16 protein-coding genes and 1 tRNA gene are annotated in these 17180 nt (G+C 35.5%); 7 read left to right on the top strand and 10 right to left on the bottom strand.

All coding sequences use genetic code 11. The features are described 5' to 3' along the window. Positions 1–43: 43 nt before the first annotated feature. Positions 44–550 (bottom strand): pantetheine-phosphate adenylyltransferase, encoded by a 507-nt coding sequence (gene coaD, locus ACJZL1_RS01900; RefSeq protein ID WP_419247391.1) that lies wholly within the window; start codon positions 548–550, stop codon positions 44–46. Positions 551–629: 79 nt separating this feature from the next. Between coaD and ACJZL1_RS01895 the strand changes: the two genes are divergently transcribed. After that, positions 630–702: transfer RNA gene (locus ACJZL1_RS01895), tRNA-Phe, on the top strand. Between the two features lie 90 nt (positions 703–792). Further along, positions 793–1785: a glutamine amidotransferase-related protein gene (locus ACJZL1_RS01890; RefSeq protein WP_419247390.1), complete on the top strand. Its 993-nt coding sequence runs from the start codon at positions 793–795 to the stop codon at positions 1783–1785. Positions 1786–2024: 239 nt separating this feature from the next. Here the strand turns inward: ACJZL1_RS01890 and ubiH are convergent, their stop codons facing one another. Then, on the bottom strand, positions 2025–3173 hold the full coding sequence (ubiH, locus tag ACJZL1_RS01885) for a 2-octaprenyl-6-methoxyphenyl hydroxylase (RefSeq protein ID WP_265025624.1): 1149 nt from the start codon (positions 3171–3173) through the stop codon (positions 2025–2027). 160 nt (positions 3174–3333) lie between these two features. Between ubiH and ACJZL1_RS01880 the strand changes: the two genes are divergently transcribed. Both ACJZL1_RS01880 and ACJZL1_RS01875 read left to right on the top strand, forming a co-directional pair. Further along, positions 3334–3543: a hypothetical protein gene (locus ACJZL1_RS01880; RefSeq protein ID WP_419247389.1), complete on the top strand. Its 210-nt coding sequence runs from the start codon at positions 3334–3336 to the stop codon at positions 3541–3543. Next, complete coding sequence (locus tag ACJZL1_RS01875; protein ID WP_419247114.1) at positions 3528–4484, top strand: IS5 family transposase; 957 nt, start codon at positions 3528–3530, stop codon at positions 4482–4484. The genes ACJZL1_RS01880 and ACJZL1_RS01875 overlap by 16 nt, the downstream gene beginning before the upstream one ends. Positions 4485–4653: 169 nt before the next feature. Here ACJZL1_RS01875 and ACJZL1_RS01870 read toward each other — a convergent pair whose 3' ends face one another. From ACJZL1_RS01870 to ACJZL1_RS01850, 5 genes are all read right to left on the bottom strand, one after another. After that, positions 4654–5658: an Mrp/NBP35 family ATP-binding protein gene (locus ACJZL1_RS01870; RefSeq protein ID WP_265025622.1), complete on the bottom strand. Its 1005-nt coding sequence runs from the start codon at positions 5656–5658 to the stop codon at positions 4654–4656. 7 nt (positions 5659–5665) lie between these two features. Further along, positions 5666–6526: an Rpn family recombination-promoting nuclease/putative transposase gene (locus tag ACJZL1_RS01865; protein WP_265025621.1), complete on the bottom strand. Its 861-nt coding sequence runs from the start codon at positions 6524–6526 to the stop codon at positions 5666–5668. A 62-nt stretch (positions 6527–6588) separates the two neighbouring features. Next, positions 6589–8418: a translational GTPase TypA gene (gene typA, locus ACJZL1_RS01860; RefSeq protein ID WP_419247388.1), complete on the bottom strand. Its 1830-nt coding sequence runs from the start codon at positions 8416–8418 to the stop codon at positions 6589–6591. Positions 8419–8523: 105 nt separating this feature from the next. After that, positions 8524–9120, bottom strand: a complete 597-nt coding sequence (pyrE, locus tag ACJZL1_RS01855) for an orotate phosphoribosyltransferase (protein ID WP_265025619.1) — start codon at positions 9118–9120, stop codon at positions 8524–8526. Positions 9121–9123: 3 nt separating this feature from the next. Then, positions 9124–10308 (bottom strand): dicarboxylate/amino acid:cation symporter, encoded by a 1185-nt coding sequence (locus ACJZL1_RS01850; RefSeq protein ID WP_419247387.1) that lies wholly within the window; start codon positions 10306–10308, stop codon positions 9124–9126. 124 nt (positions 10309–10432) lie between these two features. On the opposite strand from ACJZL1_RS01850, the gene ACJZL1_RS01845 reads away from it, so the two are divergent. Further along, entirely contained in the window at positions 10433–10690 is a 258-nt protein-coding gene (locus ACJZL1_RS01845; RefSeq protein WP_265025617.1) for a hypothetical protein, read from the top strand. Positions 10691–10809: 119 nt separating this feature from the next. Here the strand turns inward: ACJZL1_RS01845 and ACJZL1_RS01840 are convergent, their stop codons facing one another. Continuing rightward, positions 10810–12135, bottom strand: coding sequence for a dihydroorotase (locus tag ACJZL1_RS01840; RefSeq protein ID WP_419247386.1), 1326 nt, complete (start codon positions 12133–12135; stop codon positions 10810–10812). A gap of 122 nt (positions 12136–12257) precedes the next feature. Continuing rightward, complete coding sequence (locus ACJZL1_RS01835; protein WP_419247385.1) at positions 12258–13517, bottom strand: hypothetical protein; 1260 nt, start codon at positions 13515–13517, stop codon at positions 12258–12260. Between the two features lie 177 nt (positions 13518–13694). Here ACJZL1_RS01835 and ACJZL1_RS01830 point away from each other — a divergent pair, with 177 nt between their 5' ends. Then, complete coding sequence (locus ACJZL1_RS01830; protein WP_419247384.1) at positions 13695–15662, top strand: heme lyase CcmF/NrfE family subunit; 1968 nt, start codon at positions 13695–13697, stop codon at positions 15660–15662. Between the two features lie 57 nt (positions 15663–15719). Next, the gene (gene secF, locus ACJZL1_RS01825; RefSeq protein WP_265025612.1) at positions 15720–16595 is read left to right on the top strand and encodes a protein translocase subunit SecF; all 876 of its coding nucleotides are present in this window, start codon (positions 15720–15722) and stop codon (positions 16593–16595) included. Positions 16596–16601: 6 nt separating this feature from the next. Here secF and ACJZL1_RS01820 read toward each other — a convergent pair whose 3' ends face one another. Continuing rightward, positions 16602–17117, bottom strand: a complete 516-nt coding sequence (locus ACJZL1_RS01820; RefSeq protein ID WP_265035543.1) for a TIGR02281 family clan AA aspartic protease — start codon at positions 17115–17117, stop codon at positions 16602–16604. Positions 17118–17180: the final 63 nt, after the last annotated feature.

The following is a 17180-nucleotide window of genomic DNA, read 5'->3' as shown; positions in this document are numbered from 1 at the left end:
TCTATATTAAATATACCCATTTATAAATAAAAAACAACACACGCTATTCTCCATTTTTTATCCTATTCAGGTTAATCAATTCGTTTTGAACGCCTTTTGATACAAATTTGCTAACATCTTCTCCTAATCTTGCTATTTCCTTTACAAAACTTGATGAGATAAATTGAGTATCTTCAGAAGCAGGAAGAAATATGGTTTCGATTTCAGGAAGAAGTTTATAATTTACCCAACTCATTTGAAACTCGTAATCAAAATCCGATACTGCTCTTAATCCTCTAATAATAACAGAAGCATTTTGCTCTTTGGCAAACTTCACTAGCAACCCATTAAAAGATATAACATCTGCATCAATTCCTAGTCCTTTAATTTCATTTTCAGCCATGCTTGTGCGTAGCTTTGTGTCAAAGGCAATATGCTTATTAACGTTCTCTGCAACTCCTATTATTAATTTATCGACTAGTTTACACGCTCTTTTGATTATGTCAATATGCCCAAAAGTTATAGGGTCAAATGTGCCAGGGTAGATTCCTATTTTGTCATTAATGTTCATCCTTTATTTTTATAAACTACTTTAAAAACTTTTGATAGACATAATAACATTTTTTATCTAAAAATGAAAGTATACAGTTGGCCTGATAGCTCAGTTGGTAGAGCAAAGGACTGAAAATCCTTGTGTCGCTGGTTCGATTCCTGCTCAGGCCACCTTCTCTTTCTTACCAAATTTACCTTTTTGTTGTAAAACGTTCTATAATATGTTATGATATTGATATAAGTGTTGAGAGGGTAAACTATATGTATAGATATTATAGCAGAATATTTAATATCTTATTAATTATAGTTCTATTATTAAGCAATATTACTTATGCTGGCGTTAGTGAAAAACCGGCATCTCAACATGTAACCAGAAAAGAAGAACCAGCGTCAACTGTCTTGACGGCAGAAAATACAGTAAATAATGACATAGTTGTTGGTTTGTTGAAAACGGAAGAAGCATATGAGCTTGGGCTATCTCAAAATATCTACGAGATGTTTAATAACTTTGGAGTTAAGACTGTACTGATTGATTATAATAAGATAATTAGCCTTAAAAAAATTCAGACAGAGTCACTTAATCTCGCAAAACAAGATGAAACATTGGCAAAGAAGCTGACATTAGACCGAATAAAAGTTGAGGTTGCACAATTTATTGAAGAGCACAAAATAAATAGAATATTTATTCCAGATAATCTGCACTCAGAACCATTCTCACCTACTTCTTGCTGCCAGCTTGTTACTGAAGCAATTGCAAAAATAGTGGATGATAATCCCTCAATTCATTTGCTTGGCATATGCGGCGGTTTGCAAGGTATCATGAATGCAAAGGGAATTGAAGTAGTGAGTGATGAAGAGAAGCGAAGATCTCATTTAAAATCAGCACAGAAAGCTCTCCAACAGATAAAGATCGTTCCAAACAGCCGTTTAGCGGAATTAGTAGCTAAATTCTTAATACCTAATGAAAATGGCTGGTTTTCAACATGTTTTCCAGATGCTTATTCAGGGGCAGTAAGTAATACACCAGAAAATAGAAGAAAATTGGAGTTACTTGGATATAAAGTTGCAGCATTTTCGAGTGGTGGAATAATAGAGGCTATTGAAGATAAGCACGGTAATATTTACTTTCAAAGTCATCCAGAAGCCCTTGTTGTGAAGTCAGATAAAAACCTCTATTTATCAAATCACAAGGAACGTCAAGTGTCTACACTAGTTGCTATAGCGATTATAAATGATTTTCTTTATCGTACTTAATGGATATATACCTATGGCTAAAGTAGTTTAGGCTTACCGACGATTCGATAAACGACAAATTCGTCATCCCGCTGCTTGTTAGCGGCCGAGATACCGCGGTGGTATGACGGTTCGCGGCGGGATGACGATAAGCCTCGTCATCCCGCTACGTGTTAGCGGCTAAGAGATACCGCGAATGAATCGCGGTATGACGGTTCGTGGCGGTATGACGTACTGACTTGCATTAGCTATAAAGTGGTTTATATAAATCCCATAGCATGCCGAATGAAGCTTTTTTTGAGAAAATTTGAATTTTCAACTGCAATCAAGCCAAGATTTCTTAGTGCTTTAGCGCAGAACATTCTGTTGGAGAACATCCTATTTAATCCATCAGTTGCAAGCGCCATTGTAAAATTATCAAAGTATCTGTTACGTGAAATTTTCTTTAATAAATAACTACTGCCAACATCAATACCAGCCGCTTTTGCGGCAACTACGTGCTTTATAACACTTTCTACATCTCTAATTCCAAGATTAAGCCCTTGACCTGCAACAGGATGAATTGAATGTGCTGCATCGCCGATAAGCAAAACTCTACCCTTATATAACTTTTTTGCGAAAGCAAAACTTAAAGGATAAAGTTTTCTTTCACCCTCTAATTTTATCTCTCCTAAATAAGAACCAAATCTTTTTTTGAGCTCTATAATAAATTCTTCTTCAGACAGATCCATTAGCATTTTTGAAATTCCAGATTTTTCTGTCCAAACTATCGAAGAAGTATAGCCACCCTTCATCGGTAGAATTGCAAATGGACCGCCAGGAAAAAAACGCTCTACAGCTAAGTTTTGGTGATGCAGTTCATGCTTTACATTAAATACTATGCTACTTTGTTTATAATCAAATTTCACTGTCGGTATAGAAAATAACTCTGGTAATTTAGAGTTTTTGCCTTCAGCGCAGATAAGTAGCGATGATATTAATTCCTGGTTATTATCAAGAATAACTTCCACATATCCTGAATCACAAGCAATTGTTTTATAGGAATGTGGGGAGTATATATTTAGTTTATTCAGAAAATTATTGTTGATTGCATTCCATATAGTAGCATTGTTGATAACATAACCCATTGGCTCTTCGCTAACCATTTTATGATTGTAATGCACAGTAACCGCATCTAATATGCATATATCAAGTATTGGCTCAGCTTCACTCTCCACAAACTGCCAAATCCCTAACTTTTCCAATATTTTTTTCGAACCTTGAGAAATAGCAAATGCTCGGTTGTCATCTACTACACGTGGTAGACTATTTTTTTCAATTACAGCTACAGACACAGAGTCACAACTAAGGCCAATGGCAGTAATAAGACCAAGTAACCCACCACCTGAAATGATTACATCGTAATTCATTTTATTTATCTAAAATTATATTCTATCTATTTTAAAAATAGTTTAAACAAACTTTATATATAAATTAAATTTTTTAGATCCCAGTGTCAGCTACTTGGATGACATCTAAAGACACTCCACCTTGTCATTCCAGCACGTAACGAACAACTGTACGAACATTTTGCGAAGGCAGTGTGTTAAATGCTATGGCCGGTTTTGCCTCAAACACAAAGGTGTCATCCCAGTGCTTGACACTGGGATCCATTCTTCTTTTTTTCTGGATTCCAGCGGGCTTTGTTGCATAGCAACCGAAAAAATCTGGTGGCTACTGACAAAATTCATTATAAATAACCATTTAACTGTTGAAGAAAAAATATGCCACAGAAAATGAAAGTCAGTAACCAAAACGAATATAACAAATTCCTTGAAAAAAGGAGAAATATTTTTCGTTACATCGATGAAGCTATCGAAAATTGGTATGAAAATAGTCCAAAAATGCAGGGCGGCAACTATATTTACAGTGATAAAGTCGTAATTTTGGTGCATATAATTGTCAATCTTTTTAGAATTGGTTTAAGACAAACGGTGGGGTTTATAAAAGGATATCTGCAACAAATAGGAAAAAATTTGGCAGTTATCAGCTATTCACAAGCATCAAGAAGGTTTAAAAAACTTAATATTAAGATAAATGATTGCAGGGTTGATAAAAGCAACATGGAAAATATTGAAATTATCATAGATAGCACAAGTATCAGCATTTACAGTAACACTCCTGGCCACAGTAAGGAAAACAGTGCAGATAGAAAGTACCGAAGCTACGAGCAAGTAAGAAAGTTACATGTTATGTTAAGTGTGAATAGTAAAAAAGCTATAGCTGCAAGATACAGTAATGGCGTCTACTCTGACCACTATGGAGCTTGCGATTTGCTTGAAGAAGTTAATTTTCAGCACAAAATAAAAGCATTATATGCAGATAGGGCATACGATAGGCACAAACTTTATAAATTGTGTAAGAAATACGATATAAAGACAAAAGTTCTACCAAAAAAGGATGCAGCAGAACATTCAAAAATAGATTATATGTCTGACAGAAATGCTGCTATTAGGTTAATAAAATTATATGGACAAGATGGTGTAAAAGAGTGGAAAAAGGAAGCAATTTATGGAAAGAGATCTTACATAGAAGGATTTTTCTCAAGGTTGAAGCAAGTATTTGGATTTAGCTTTAGGAATAAATCTGAAGTAAATCGTGAAAAAGAATTACTAATTAAGTGCTATTTGCTCAACAAATTCACTGATATTGGTATGGCTAAATTTGAAATCATTACATAAATTTGTCGTAAACCATCACTGCTTAAGGTGCTATGCAACAAAGCCATTCCAGCGTCACGCGCTGGAATGACAAAAGCTGCTAATTTTTCATGTAAGTAATGGTTATGCAAGCAGTCTATTTTGTAACTAACAAAAGAGGACTTTGATTCGCATGTTTCTCACGCTTATTCTATTGTTTAACTATACTTTGAGCAATGTCTTCATAAATCTCTGCTAAATCTTCACTTAACATTAAAGGATTTCCACAATCAGAAGCATGACATATTTGTGGATCCAGAGGAATCCTGCCTAGGAGTTTGATGCCCAGCTCCTCAGACATTTTTTTTGCGCCGTCTTTTCCAAATATGTATATTTCTGAGTCATTTTGAATGAAATAACTCATATTTTCCACAATTCCAATAACCGGTACGCTGAGCTTTTTAAGCATATCATAAATTTTGCGAGCATCGATTAAAGAGAGCTCCTGTGGAGTTGAAACTATTATCGCCCCGGTTAAGTTAAAATTTTCCATCAGACTTAAATGCACATCGCCAGTTCCAGGTGGTGTATCAACTATCAAATACTCTATATCGGACCATTTTGTTCCCATGAGCAGATTATAAAGTGCTTTTGTGATCATAGGTCCGCGCCATATTGCTGCACGATCCTTGTCAACAAAATAGCCGATTGAAATAGTATGCAGTCCATACTTTTCTATAGGTATTGCTTTTCCACCCTGTATTTCTGGCTTTAATTTTTCAGTGCCAAGCATTTGAGGAATTGAAGGACCATATATATCTGCATCAACCAGCGCAACTTTATGTTTCAACTTTGCTAATGAGAGAGCAAGATTTAGCGCAACTGTGGACTTGCCCACACCGCCTTTACCAGAGGCCACAACGATTATATTTTTCACTCCTTCGATATGTAATTTAGCTTTTTGTTGCCCAGTTTGTTTTTGACCAGTAGCAACCACGATCACTTTTGTCACCCCCGGTATAGCTTTAACAGCTTGCTCACAATTTCTTCTTAATTCTTCGTTTGCTTGCGTGTTACCGGCAACTTCAAGCACAAAACCAATGTCCCCGCCTTTAATAATGATTGAGGATATTATGCCAAGAGCGATCACATCTTTACCGCTTTTTTGCTCTATGACTTTTTTTAAGTTCTCTCTTACAATTTCTTCGTTGATCATTAGCCTTTTAGGTGATTTCTTCCTGAAGTCGTTTAATCTCAGCTTGAGGAAGGCCGGTTGTCTGAGAGATAATATCAATAGAGATGTCAGCCTTAAGTAGGTTTTTTGCTACTTCAATCTTTCCTTCAATCTTTCCCTCATCAAATTTTTGGTTAAGGCAGGATAAATTATCATCTTCACGTTTCTTATCTTGACCGTACGTAAACCGCTCTTCTTCACTCCAATTATATTGATTCAACTCATTATAAGCTCTACCAATAATTACATCACTTCCTACTATTTTTTTTAGATCCTCTTCACTAGTCTCACTTGCATGCTTAAAGAAATAACACCATTTTTCAACTATATTCTCTAATTGATCCTCTTTTGTTTTTGGAAATTTCGGTAGTTCTATGAAAGTAAAACTAAAGTCCTTCAGGTCATGTTCGTAAGTGACCTTATCAAAAGTAACGTGATCGGACTTGTAGGCTACTTTATCAGGAAATAGAATAAAATCAGTGATAGCAATAAAGACAACTCCTTTAAGGTCTTGATATCGGGCACCTACGTCAGCTTGGCTTGAATAAGCTTTAGCAGCATAATATTGAGCACGTTTCTCAAAACCACTAGTCCTAGCAACTTGCATCTCGCAAATAAATTGAACACCCGTAAAATCTCTACATAATACATCAACAATACTTTCCTTTTTGGCAGCAATTTCAGGGTTTTGAATGGGACTTAGAAATTTTACATCTTTTATTTCAGCCTCACCAGTGAGACCTAGAATATCATTGAGAAAATGAACAAGAATGTCTTTATTTTTCTCAGTACCAAATATTCTCTTGAACGCGAAATTGTTTTTTGGATCGAGAAATTTTGAAAAGGCCATAATTAAATACAATTAGGAGACGAATAATTATACACTATTTTTCGCAAATATTCAACCTCTGATTACTCCTTATTCTTTGCCCTTCCTGCGCGCTTACGTTCATTTGGATCAAGGAATTTCTTGCGTAAACGTATAGATTTTGGAGTTACTTCCACCAATTCATCATCGTCTATATACGCTATCATATCCTCCAGTGTCATCATCTTTGGAGGAGTGAGTTTTATGGCTTCATCACTACCTGAAGCTCTTACGTTTGTTAATTGCTTACCTTTTAGCACATTTATCTCCAAATCATTGTCACGGCTATGCTGGCCGACAATCATGCCACAATATACCTTATCCTGTGGCTTAATAAACATAATTCCCCTGTCTTGCAAATTGAAAATTGCATACGCCACAGCCTCACCCTTATCTGTAGAAATTAAAACTCCATTGCGCCTTCCAGAAATTGGACCTTTATGTGGAGCATAACTGTGAAATAAACGGTTAATTATGCCTGTGCCCCGAGAATCAGTTAAAAACTCTCCTTGATAACCAATTAATCCTCTTGATGGCACTAAAAACGTTAATCTTGTCCTGCCATTACCAGAAGGTCTCATGTCAGTCACTTCACCTTTACGGAAGCTGAGTTTTTCCATGATGATTCCACTATATTCATCATCTACATCAATTACTACTTCTTCTATAGGTTCAAGTTTTTTACCGCCTTCTTCTTTAAATAACACGCGAGGGCGTGATACCGAAAGCTCAAAACCCTCCCTTCTCATATTTTCAATTAACACTCCAAGCTGCAACTCACCGCGTCCACCTACTTCAAACGCTTCACCGCTTGGTGCCAAAGTCACAGTAATTGCAACATTTGTTTCTGCCTCCGCGTATAAGCGATCCTTTATAGCAGTTGAAGTAAGCTTTGTACCTTCTTGTCCAGCAAAAGGCGAATCATTAACGCTCAGAGTAATCGCCATTGTTGGCGGATCAACTGGAGTTGAGCTTACTGCAGTTGTCATTTCTGGCACAGAAATGGTATCTGAAACCGAAGCTTTTTCAAGCCCTGCAATTGCAATTATGTCTCCCGCTACAGCCTGCTCTACTGGAATGCGTTTCAAGCCAGAAAATGAGAGCAATTTAGTTAATCTTCCTCGTTCAATTACTTTGCCATCGAGGTCAAGCACCTTAAGATCTGAATTGACTTTTGCAACACCCTGATAAACCTTTCCTGTCAATATTCTGCCAAGAAACTTATCAGACTCAAGTAGAGTGACCAACATAGCAAAAGGTGCATTTTGATCATAAACAGAAGGTTTTATATAATCTATAACCGTTGAAAATAATGGGCTTAAATCTTTTCTTTCATCAGAAAGCTCCTTAGCACACCAGCCATTTCTACCTGAAGCATACAACACTGGAAAATCTAGCTGCTCGTTGGTTGCATCAAGGTTAAAAAATAACTCATATATTTCATTTAATACTTCGTCAATTCTGCTGTCTGGTCGGTCGACCTTATTGATTATCACAATTGGCTTCAAATTTGCTTTTAGTGCTTTTGACAACACAAACTTAGTTTGTGGCATGGGACCTTCTGCAGCATCAACCAGCAGCAACACACCATCTGCCATGCACAATACCCTTTCTACTTCTCCACCAAAGTCCGCGTGCCCTGGCGTATCAATAATATTGATCTTTTCATCGCCCCACATTATTGATGTACATTTTGCAAGTATTGTAATTCCGCGTTCACGCTCTTGGTCACCACTATCCATCACTCGTTCTTGAACTTCTTGATTCTCGCGGAACGTGCCACTTTGTTTTAACATGTTATCAAGTAAAGTGGTTTTACCGTGGTCAACGTGTGCGATTATTGCTATATTTCGGATCGATTTAAATTCGTTCATTTTCTATCATTTCAAAATTAATTTAGTAATAAGTATACATAAAATACACTTAGAGTAAATAACTAAAGCTGTGTATAAATGCTGTGTTTCCAAGATATTATAGGATTACTTTGTTAAATATTCTCTACTCCCAGGTTTTGTTATGGGTAGTTGTTTTAATTCACTTGGAAGTTCTTCCTCGCTGTAGTTTTTGATGTTCAGTTCAATCAAAGATATGACAGGAAAAGGCAGTTTCGTTTCACTATTTCTCTTTATCAAAGAAGCTTCAGCAACAACTTTACCTCCTTTCCCTTCTGCACATTCCACTGCTTCAAGTGAAGATTTGCCTGTGGTTATTACATCCTCGATAAGTAATATTTTCTCACCCTTTTTGATCTTAAATCCACGGCGTAATTCAAACTTGCCGTTAACGCGCTCGCAAAACATTGTCTTTATTCCAAGCTGCCTGCCAATCTCATAACCCACAATTATTCCACCAATTGCAGGAGATAATATTAAATCTATGGAGCTATTTAATTCTTTTTTTATTTTATCTGCTAATAATGCGCAAACTTTCATGGCTCTGCTTGGATTTTCAAAAATCTTCGCACACTGTATGTATGTGTCACTATGCAGTCCGGATGATAAAACAAAATGCCCATGCAAAATTGCTTCTGCTTTTTTAAATTCTTTTATTATTAGATTATTTTCGTCTAATATCATTTTTTAAGTTTCACTATTACATTCTTTATTAATTATCTGAGTGATACAAATATCAGACCACACGTTTATTGCAGTTTCAAACATATCGATGATTGTATAAATAGGCAAAATCAGTCCCATAATATGCAGAGGAACATTCATCGACATGAGATAACTGGTTGCCATAAAATAGCACCCCATCGGCACTCCAGCATTGCCAATTGCAGCCCCTGTAGCTAAAAAAATCCATATAAACATTTCGCTCAAGGAAAATACGTATCCGTTCATTTCTGCAACAAACATTACAGTGATTAGTATAAATGCAGCACATGCATTCATATTAATTGTTGTGCATATTGGTAAAATAAAAGACGACAATTTCTTTGGCACCTTTAGCTTATTTTGCACACAATCTATGGTTGTGGGCAGCGTTGCACTGGATGACTTAGAGAAAAATGCGAGCGTCAACGCTGGCATAACCCCCCTTAGCGTTTGAATTGGTGATATGCCTTTATACCACATAAGTAGCGGTAAAATCAGAAATGCCTGCACAAAATTTGCAGACATTATGCAAACAAAATACCATAAAAGACTGTAGAACTCGCTACCACCTTTTAATTCGTGCAAAAAACATGTAATAAAAGACCACACAGCAAGCGGAATAAATCTCAATAACCCTTGAGCAATTTTAAGTAACGTATCGAAAAGTGCAGAGAATATTTGATGTAATATGTCCTGCTTTTCTTTTGAAAGTGAAACAATAGCTCCACCCATCAAAAAAGCGATTAATATGCTACCAATCATATTATTTTCAAGAAAAACTTGCACAAAATTCGAAGGAATGAGTGATTTTAAATATGAAAAATAACTGTGGTTATTGCTGTTAATACTCCCTATCGTATTACTTATGAAATTTTTTCTTGCTGGATCTATTAGCAGGTAAAACGATAATGCAACAAACGCAGCTATAATAGTTGTAAGCAGCGTATAAAATAGTGTTTTCTTAACTAAGGTTTTAATTTCAATTGAGTCTTTGAGTCCTGAAATTGTGGAAACTATTGATAGAAAAACTAAAGGTAAACTTATTAATTTCAAAAAACTAACAAATATGTCACTAAACAGCTTTGCTATTTCAAATATAATCTCACTGTTTAAATAGTAAGCAACTATTGCAAGCAGTATAGAAAAGAGTATTGCAAACTTGTGCATTGAAAATAAAACTTCAAAGTAACATTATACAACAATTTTGCTGTTTTGGAATCAGGTTGATATAAAAAATCTTGCAATTTAGGCAAAATGTTAATACTTAACTTGTAACTGAATATGGGGGTAAGTGCACGAAGAAATGTTATCTAAATTTGGTGATGGCTACTGTGGAGCAATTTTGTTTTTTTTGAGCTTCTGGGCTGCTAGCGCTGGAATCAGAGTTGGTCTTAGTGCATCTACAAATGCTATTTCGCCTGATGCAATGGTGTCAGGAGCTTTAATGCTAGGGGGGTATAGTACCAGTTATAAGCTTCTCTACAACGAATTATGTAATAATGCCTATAGCTGCGAAAGTAAATCACTGCATCATAGAACCGATAGTTGAAAAAGTAAGAGGATGCATTTATTCGAAGACAGTGGAATTGACTGAGATTTCTTAATTTAAATTTAGGTGCACTTAGCCCATTTTGGTGATAACAAATTGGGATGGATAAGATATGATAACTAACTTTTCTGTGAGTATATAGTTTTGCCAGACACAACAGTGCGTACTACGTGTCCTTTTACTTTGCGCCCATCGAAAGGGGAATTCTTTGATTTACTAGCAAAGTTGTCAATTTTAATTTCCCATTCATGATTGAGGTCAACTAAAATTAAGTCCGCGGCAAGGTTTTTCTGTATACGACCACGTGGTACGTGTATTATGTCTGCAGGCTTATATGTCAATTTTGCAAGCACATCAAGTAGACCCATTTGCCCACTGTGATAGAGTTCAAGTGAAAGGGGCAGCATTGTCTCAAGACCAACAATACCAAATGCAGCATTTTCAAGTGGAAGATCTTTAGAATTACGATCATGCGGAGCGTGGTCGGTTGCAATGCAATCAATCACACCTGTCTTTAAACCTTCAATCATAGCTAAACGATCTTCTTCAGTGCGAAGTGGCGGGTTCATTTTTGCAATTGCTCCATGTTGTTTTACTATATCTTCAGTCAAAGTGAAGTGATGAGGGGTTACTTCGCACGTAACATTTAATCCCAAGTCTTTTGCACGTTCAATAGCATCAAGTGAATCTTTTGAAGAGACATGTAGAATATGGTAGTGCACATTCTCCATATCTTTCATGAGCAGTATATCGCGACTTACCATAACCGATTCTGATGCACTCAAGATTCCCTTTACTCCCAATTCTTCAGAAATTTTACCTTCGTTGATTGCACCACCTGCTGATAAATTTAAATCTTCTGCATGTTGAGCAATAGGAACACCCAGCATACTTGAATAAAGCAGCGCCTGTCTCATAATCATTGGGTTCATAACTGGCATGCCATCATCAGTGAACCCAACCGCACCTGCTTCCTTTAAAAGTGCCATTTCAGTCAACTTTTCTTCCGAAGTGGTGATTTTAGCGTAAAATTCAACGTTTACATGTGAAGTTTCAAGTGCTCTATATTTCAAATATTTAGCCAAAACAACGCTATCAATTGCTGGAACAGTGTTTGGCTGACAAACTACAGTTGTAACGCCTCCCGCAGCTGCAGATTTGCTGCCTGTATATATAGTTTCTTTATGTTCTTGGCCTGGTTCACGAAAATGTACGTGAATGTCAATAAGGCCTGGCATTAGAACAAGCCCTTTACAGTCTATTGTTTCGTCGACCCCACTTGTTGAAAATAATGATTCACCAAAGTCGACAATTTTATCTCCTTCAGTCAATAATGAACCTTTTATATCAAGTTTAGTTTCCGGATCGATAATACGAGCATTAGTATACGCAATTTTATAGCCTTCCTTTTGCCCTGTTTGCAACAAATTCCAAGTTTGAGTCATTACATTTGAGTATTGATTATAAAATAAATCTAAAGTTTTTTTAATAAAACACAACCAAATTAGAACACAGACTAAAGTTGCGAGAGCTGTCTTGAGTTAAAATTGTCCCAAAAATTTGGCTCTTATAACCTAGTTAGCTCAGTTTTAACGTTAATGTGTGAAGCTCTTAGCTCTGTTGGAGGATTTTCCAGATGAATATCTAATTTATTCCACACGTTCACCAGACAAATCAAAGCTGAGTCAAAATTATCACCAGCCTGCTTTGTGCTGTGTTCTTTATGTACACTATTCATTATTTCCTGGAACTCTTTTACCTCAGGTAAATCTCTCATTTTTTGCGACATACTTTTGAATAGCTTGCTCACTGAGTTTAAGATTTTATAACTTTTTTCCTGATGTTCTGCGATTCTTCCTTGATATATATCAATCATTTTCTGGCATGATTTGCCCCTAAATGGATGTTCTTCTTTTTCCTTTATGCAAGAATTTTGGAAATTTTTACAGTTAAGGATTGCTTCTCTGTGTTTTTTTATGTCATTAATCGCGCTGACTATCGACTTATCTATTTTCTTCAAATTTTCTTCCCGTTCTTCTCTTTTAATTATACTTTTGGATTCATTTTTCATTTGGTTCATTTTGTCATACAGGTTTTTGCATTCTTTGTAAGATACCATTGGTTGTAATATTCCTTCTTCTACACCTTTATTGTAAAAATTCTTCAACTCATCACTTGATAGTATTGTTATAGCATCTTCCCTTTTACCTTGTGATTTAGGATACTTTTTATTCAATGAACTAACATGATTTAACAAGAAATCTTTAACTAGCCCTTCTTTTTTTACTTCGGATAATTTTTCTAGTGTTTCTATATATTTCAGAACTTCCGCAAAGAGCTGTCCACCAGAAGGAGCAAATCCTTGAAGTGGTTTACTCTGAGCTTTATAAAAATCGGTTTGTAAAAAATCTTCAGCTTGTTTTTTTATTACTGAAAGTTCACTAAAGGCTTTTTCTGGATTGATTTTCCTCAAAATACTAATAGCTTTTCTAATCGCTTTTTCTCTCTTTCTATTATCTTGCTTTTCATTTAATATCAGATGTTCAGTTTTGGTAAAAGCATTACCTTGATCACTTTTTGCAATGTTACAAACGATGTTTTTTACAACTTTTTCGGTTGCTGCATAATCTATTTCTTTTGCAAAGCAGTCAACAAATGATTGCCAAACTTTTTTATTAACAAGCTTACTTGTCTTATTTTCAAAATCTTCTATATCTTTGAATCCTAAAATAGTATAGAGATTTTTTTCGATTATTGGTTCGGCATGTTGTTTTGCCACTTTACCTTTTATATTAAATGGAAATTTACTAATCTTAGTTGTACCCACAATGTTACCTCAATATTAACGCTATCTATAAAAGTATAAAGATTTAATATTTAATTTTTAATTAATGCTGACATTGTTAGCGCAGCTAACTACGGGGGCATTATGCTAGCGTCAATTAACACTTTAACTTCTAACTTGTCATTAGTAATATTGTTTATATAAAAACTATAATTTTTTATGCCTGAATTTGGGAATATATTGCTATTGGTAGCCTGCTTATTGTCTTTGACATATTTGTTTTTACCGCTTAGTTCTTGTCGGTTTATTACCACTGCCATATTTTTTTGTGTATCAACATCAATGGCTATTTTGATTTACTGCCACATTACAAATGATTTCTCACTCGAAAACGTATATTACCACTCACACACAACAAAACCTCTGATCTATAAAATTTGTGGAGTTTGGGGAAATAAAGAAGGGTCCATGTTGCTTTGGACATTAGTGCTTACCTTTTACTTATTTCTGATGGGTATTTTTATTGATAACGGCAGTAAATTGAAGAAAGTATCCTTGATCACCCAAGGCTTGATTTGCTTTTGTTTTTTACTGTTCACTTTACTTGAATCCAGCCCCTTCACTAAAATGCCAAGCATTGAAACAGATGGATTGGGTTTTAATCCGATATTGCAAGATATAGGTCTTGCTATTCACCCACCAATATTATATTTGGGGTACCTTGGATTTAGTGTTCCTTTCTCACTCTCTATAGCTGGATTAATTGCAAATACTGAAGGAAATGTTTGGGCTAAAATTGTTAGGCCCTGGGTACTTATTTCTTGGTCGCTACTTACTTTGGGTATAAGCTTAGGTAGCTGGTGGGCATATCGCGAACTTGGGTGGGGTGGATTTTGGTTTTGGGATCCAGTGGAAAACGTTTCTTTGATGCCGTGGCTGATTGCAGTAGCGCTGACACATTTGTTGCTCGTGGTGCGAAATTTCAATATTTTAAGGAATTTTGCTATTTTACTTACGCTTACAACTTTTATCTTGAGTGTGACTGGAACATTTCTAGTTCGCTCAGGAATACTTACCTCAGTGCACACGTTTGCAGATGACCCAAGGTATGGACTGTATATATTAGCTCTACTTGGTGTAATGACAGTCAGTAGCTTAGTAATATTTGTAGTGTTTACGAGAAAGAATCACACATCTGCGATGTCATTCCAATGCTTGACACTAGAATCCAGAAAGAAACTTGCTACTCAAGTGACAGAGGGTAGAAGATTCTTTTCACGCTTTACGATGATGCTGATGAACAATTTATTATTCATCACTGCCTTTTTCATCGTGTTCATTGGCACTTTATACCCTACAGTGCTTGAGTATTTAACTGGTGAATTAATTTCAGTTGGAGCACCATATTACAATTCCTTATTTAATCCTATTGCACTCACTATTCTAGTGCTCACCATGATAGGGCAATACTGTAGTTGGCAGGGAAATAGTCTATTGCCAATATTCCGTGAATACAGATTCTCATTCTGTAGTGCTGCAGCTATTTTGCCGTTTATCTTTCACATGGAGCTAATAATTGTGCTATCAATTACTATCTCCATAGCATTATTAGTCTTTATTTTAGAAGCATATAGTAAAAGAATTTGTTTATTTAAGGTAGCATTTGGTGAATCAATTTTATTAGCAAGAAGAGTTTCTAAATCCTACTATGCAATGATGCTTGCTCATGCTGGAGTGGCAATTCTAGTGCTTGGTATAGCTTATTCAGTTGGTTGGCAGGAGAAAAAAGAAGATTACCTAAAAATTGGAGATAGCATAACAGTCAATAAATTTAAAGTTACTTTACGAAATATTGAATTGATAAAAAAGGAAAATTTCCATGCAGTGAGAGGAACAATGGATATCAGGAATTTGTTGAATAACAAGATATTAGGTGAGATAACCCCTGAATGTAGATTTTACCTTGTGGAAGGTCAGAAAAATGTTGAAAGCAGTATCTACCACAATTTATTTTCTGATATTTATGTTGTAATTGGAGAGATTGATAAGAGTAAGAGCAAAATCGCAGCCAAAGTGCACTATAAACCTGGAATGTCTATAATCTGGTTTGGATCCTTCCTCATCGCTTTTGGCTCGCTCCTTGCCGCTTTTTCTTTTAGTGGACGAACGAGACTAATCACAGAATAAACTAGTGAATTTTTTAAAAAGTATATAAAATCCAAGTGATTACTTCAGATAAAAAACATGGCAGTTAGACTCATTCCAGATAACCTCAATATCAAGTTTAGTAAATATAGGGATTTGACTGCATTAATTAGCATTATTCTTATCATCTTTTCAATGCTCATTGTTGTGCTGCGTGGAGTGAACTTAGGCATAGACTTTGCAGGTGGAATTTTGATAGAGATAAAATCTTCAGATGAGAATCACTCTATTCTCGATGCATTAAAAGGAAATGGTTTTACAGTGCAGAGTTCAAAAGCAGGTGATAATTTAGTCATGCGTTTTAAAGATGAAGGAGATGAAGATAAAATCAAAAAGATAAAAAGCATACTAGAAGAAAAGCTGGGGAGCTCAATAAGCTATCGTAAAATAGACTATGTTGGCCCACAAATAAGCTCAACACAAATATTTGAAGGAATGTTATCCATGTTGATCGCGATTGTTGGAATATTTTTTTACGTTTGGTTTAGATTTAATTGGCAATGTGGATTCAGTGGAATAACAGCACTGATTCATGACGTGATTTTAACTGTTGGTTTTATTAGCCTAACTGGCATTGAGTTTAATATTTCATCAGTTGCAGCTCTCCTCACTATCATTGGTTATTCAATCAATAACTCAGTAATTATATACGATCGGATTCGAGAGTATTGCAAGAGTGGTAAAAGTGGGCGGATGAGTGAGATAGTAGATGCAAGTATCAACGCTACATTATTTCGCACTATATTAACCTCGGGTACAACCCTTCTTGCTGCTCTTCCTTTGGCATTAATCTGCACAGATGCAGTGAGAGACTTCAGCTTGATCATTTTTTTTGGTATTTTGATTGGCACTTGTTCTGCAATATTTATTTCTGCTCCTATATTAACCTACAGAGCTTTGATAAGTAGATTGTAGAAGTGTTTAGTCGCGGTATAATATCAACTTATTATCTCTTATAGTGAAATGAAAATACCTTAAAAAGCTCATTCCAAGTAGTGAATGAGACATAGAATGAGTGTTAACGCTTGCCTGTACATCATTAATCAAAAAGTTTCCTATTTTAACTTGAGGTATTTGAACCACTCCAGCTTTTATTTGACCTTTCGCAGTTTCATATATTTTAAAATCCTGAACATTTTGTAAGTTAATACCAACATGTAATGCGTCTTTTTGTGATAGAACAATATCGGTTGCTCCGGTATCAAGCAAAAACGTTATATTGCGATCATTGACTTGAGCCTGAATATAAAAGTGTCCATCATATGACTTCGTAAATTCGATACTTCCACTATTCTGACCACTATTTTGAATTCTTCCTTTATATGGTAAAAAAGTACTGAGAAATCTGTCGCTTAATTTGTCCCTTTGTGAATCAATAAGCATTGCAGTAGCGGCTATTATTAGTAACCAAATAACTAGATTTTTTACCGCGTTCATATTATTAAAATTCGAAGCTATTAAAATAAATTTTAAAGATTAGCGTTAAAAGTTATTATTAAA

This window comes from Wolbachia endosymbiont of Rhagoletis indifferens (assembly GCF_048537595.1).
Lineage (GTDB): Bacteria > Pseudomonadota > Alphaproteobacteria > Rickettsiales > Anaplasmataceae > Wolbachia.
Note: the sequence above shows the minus strand (reverse complement) of the source record. Positions and strands in the feature narration are given on the sequence as shown.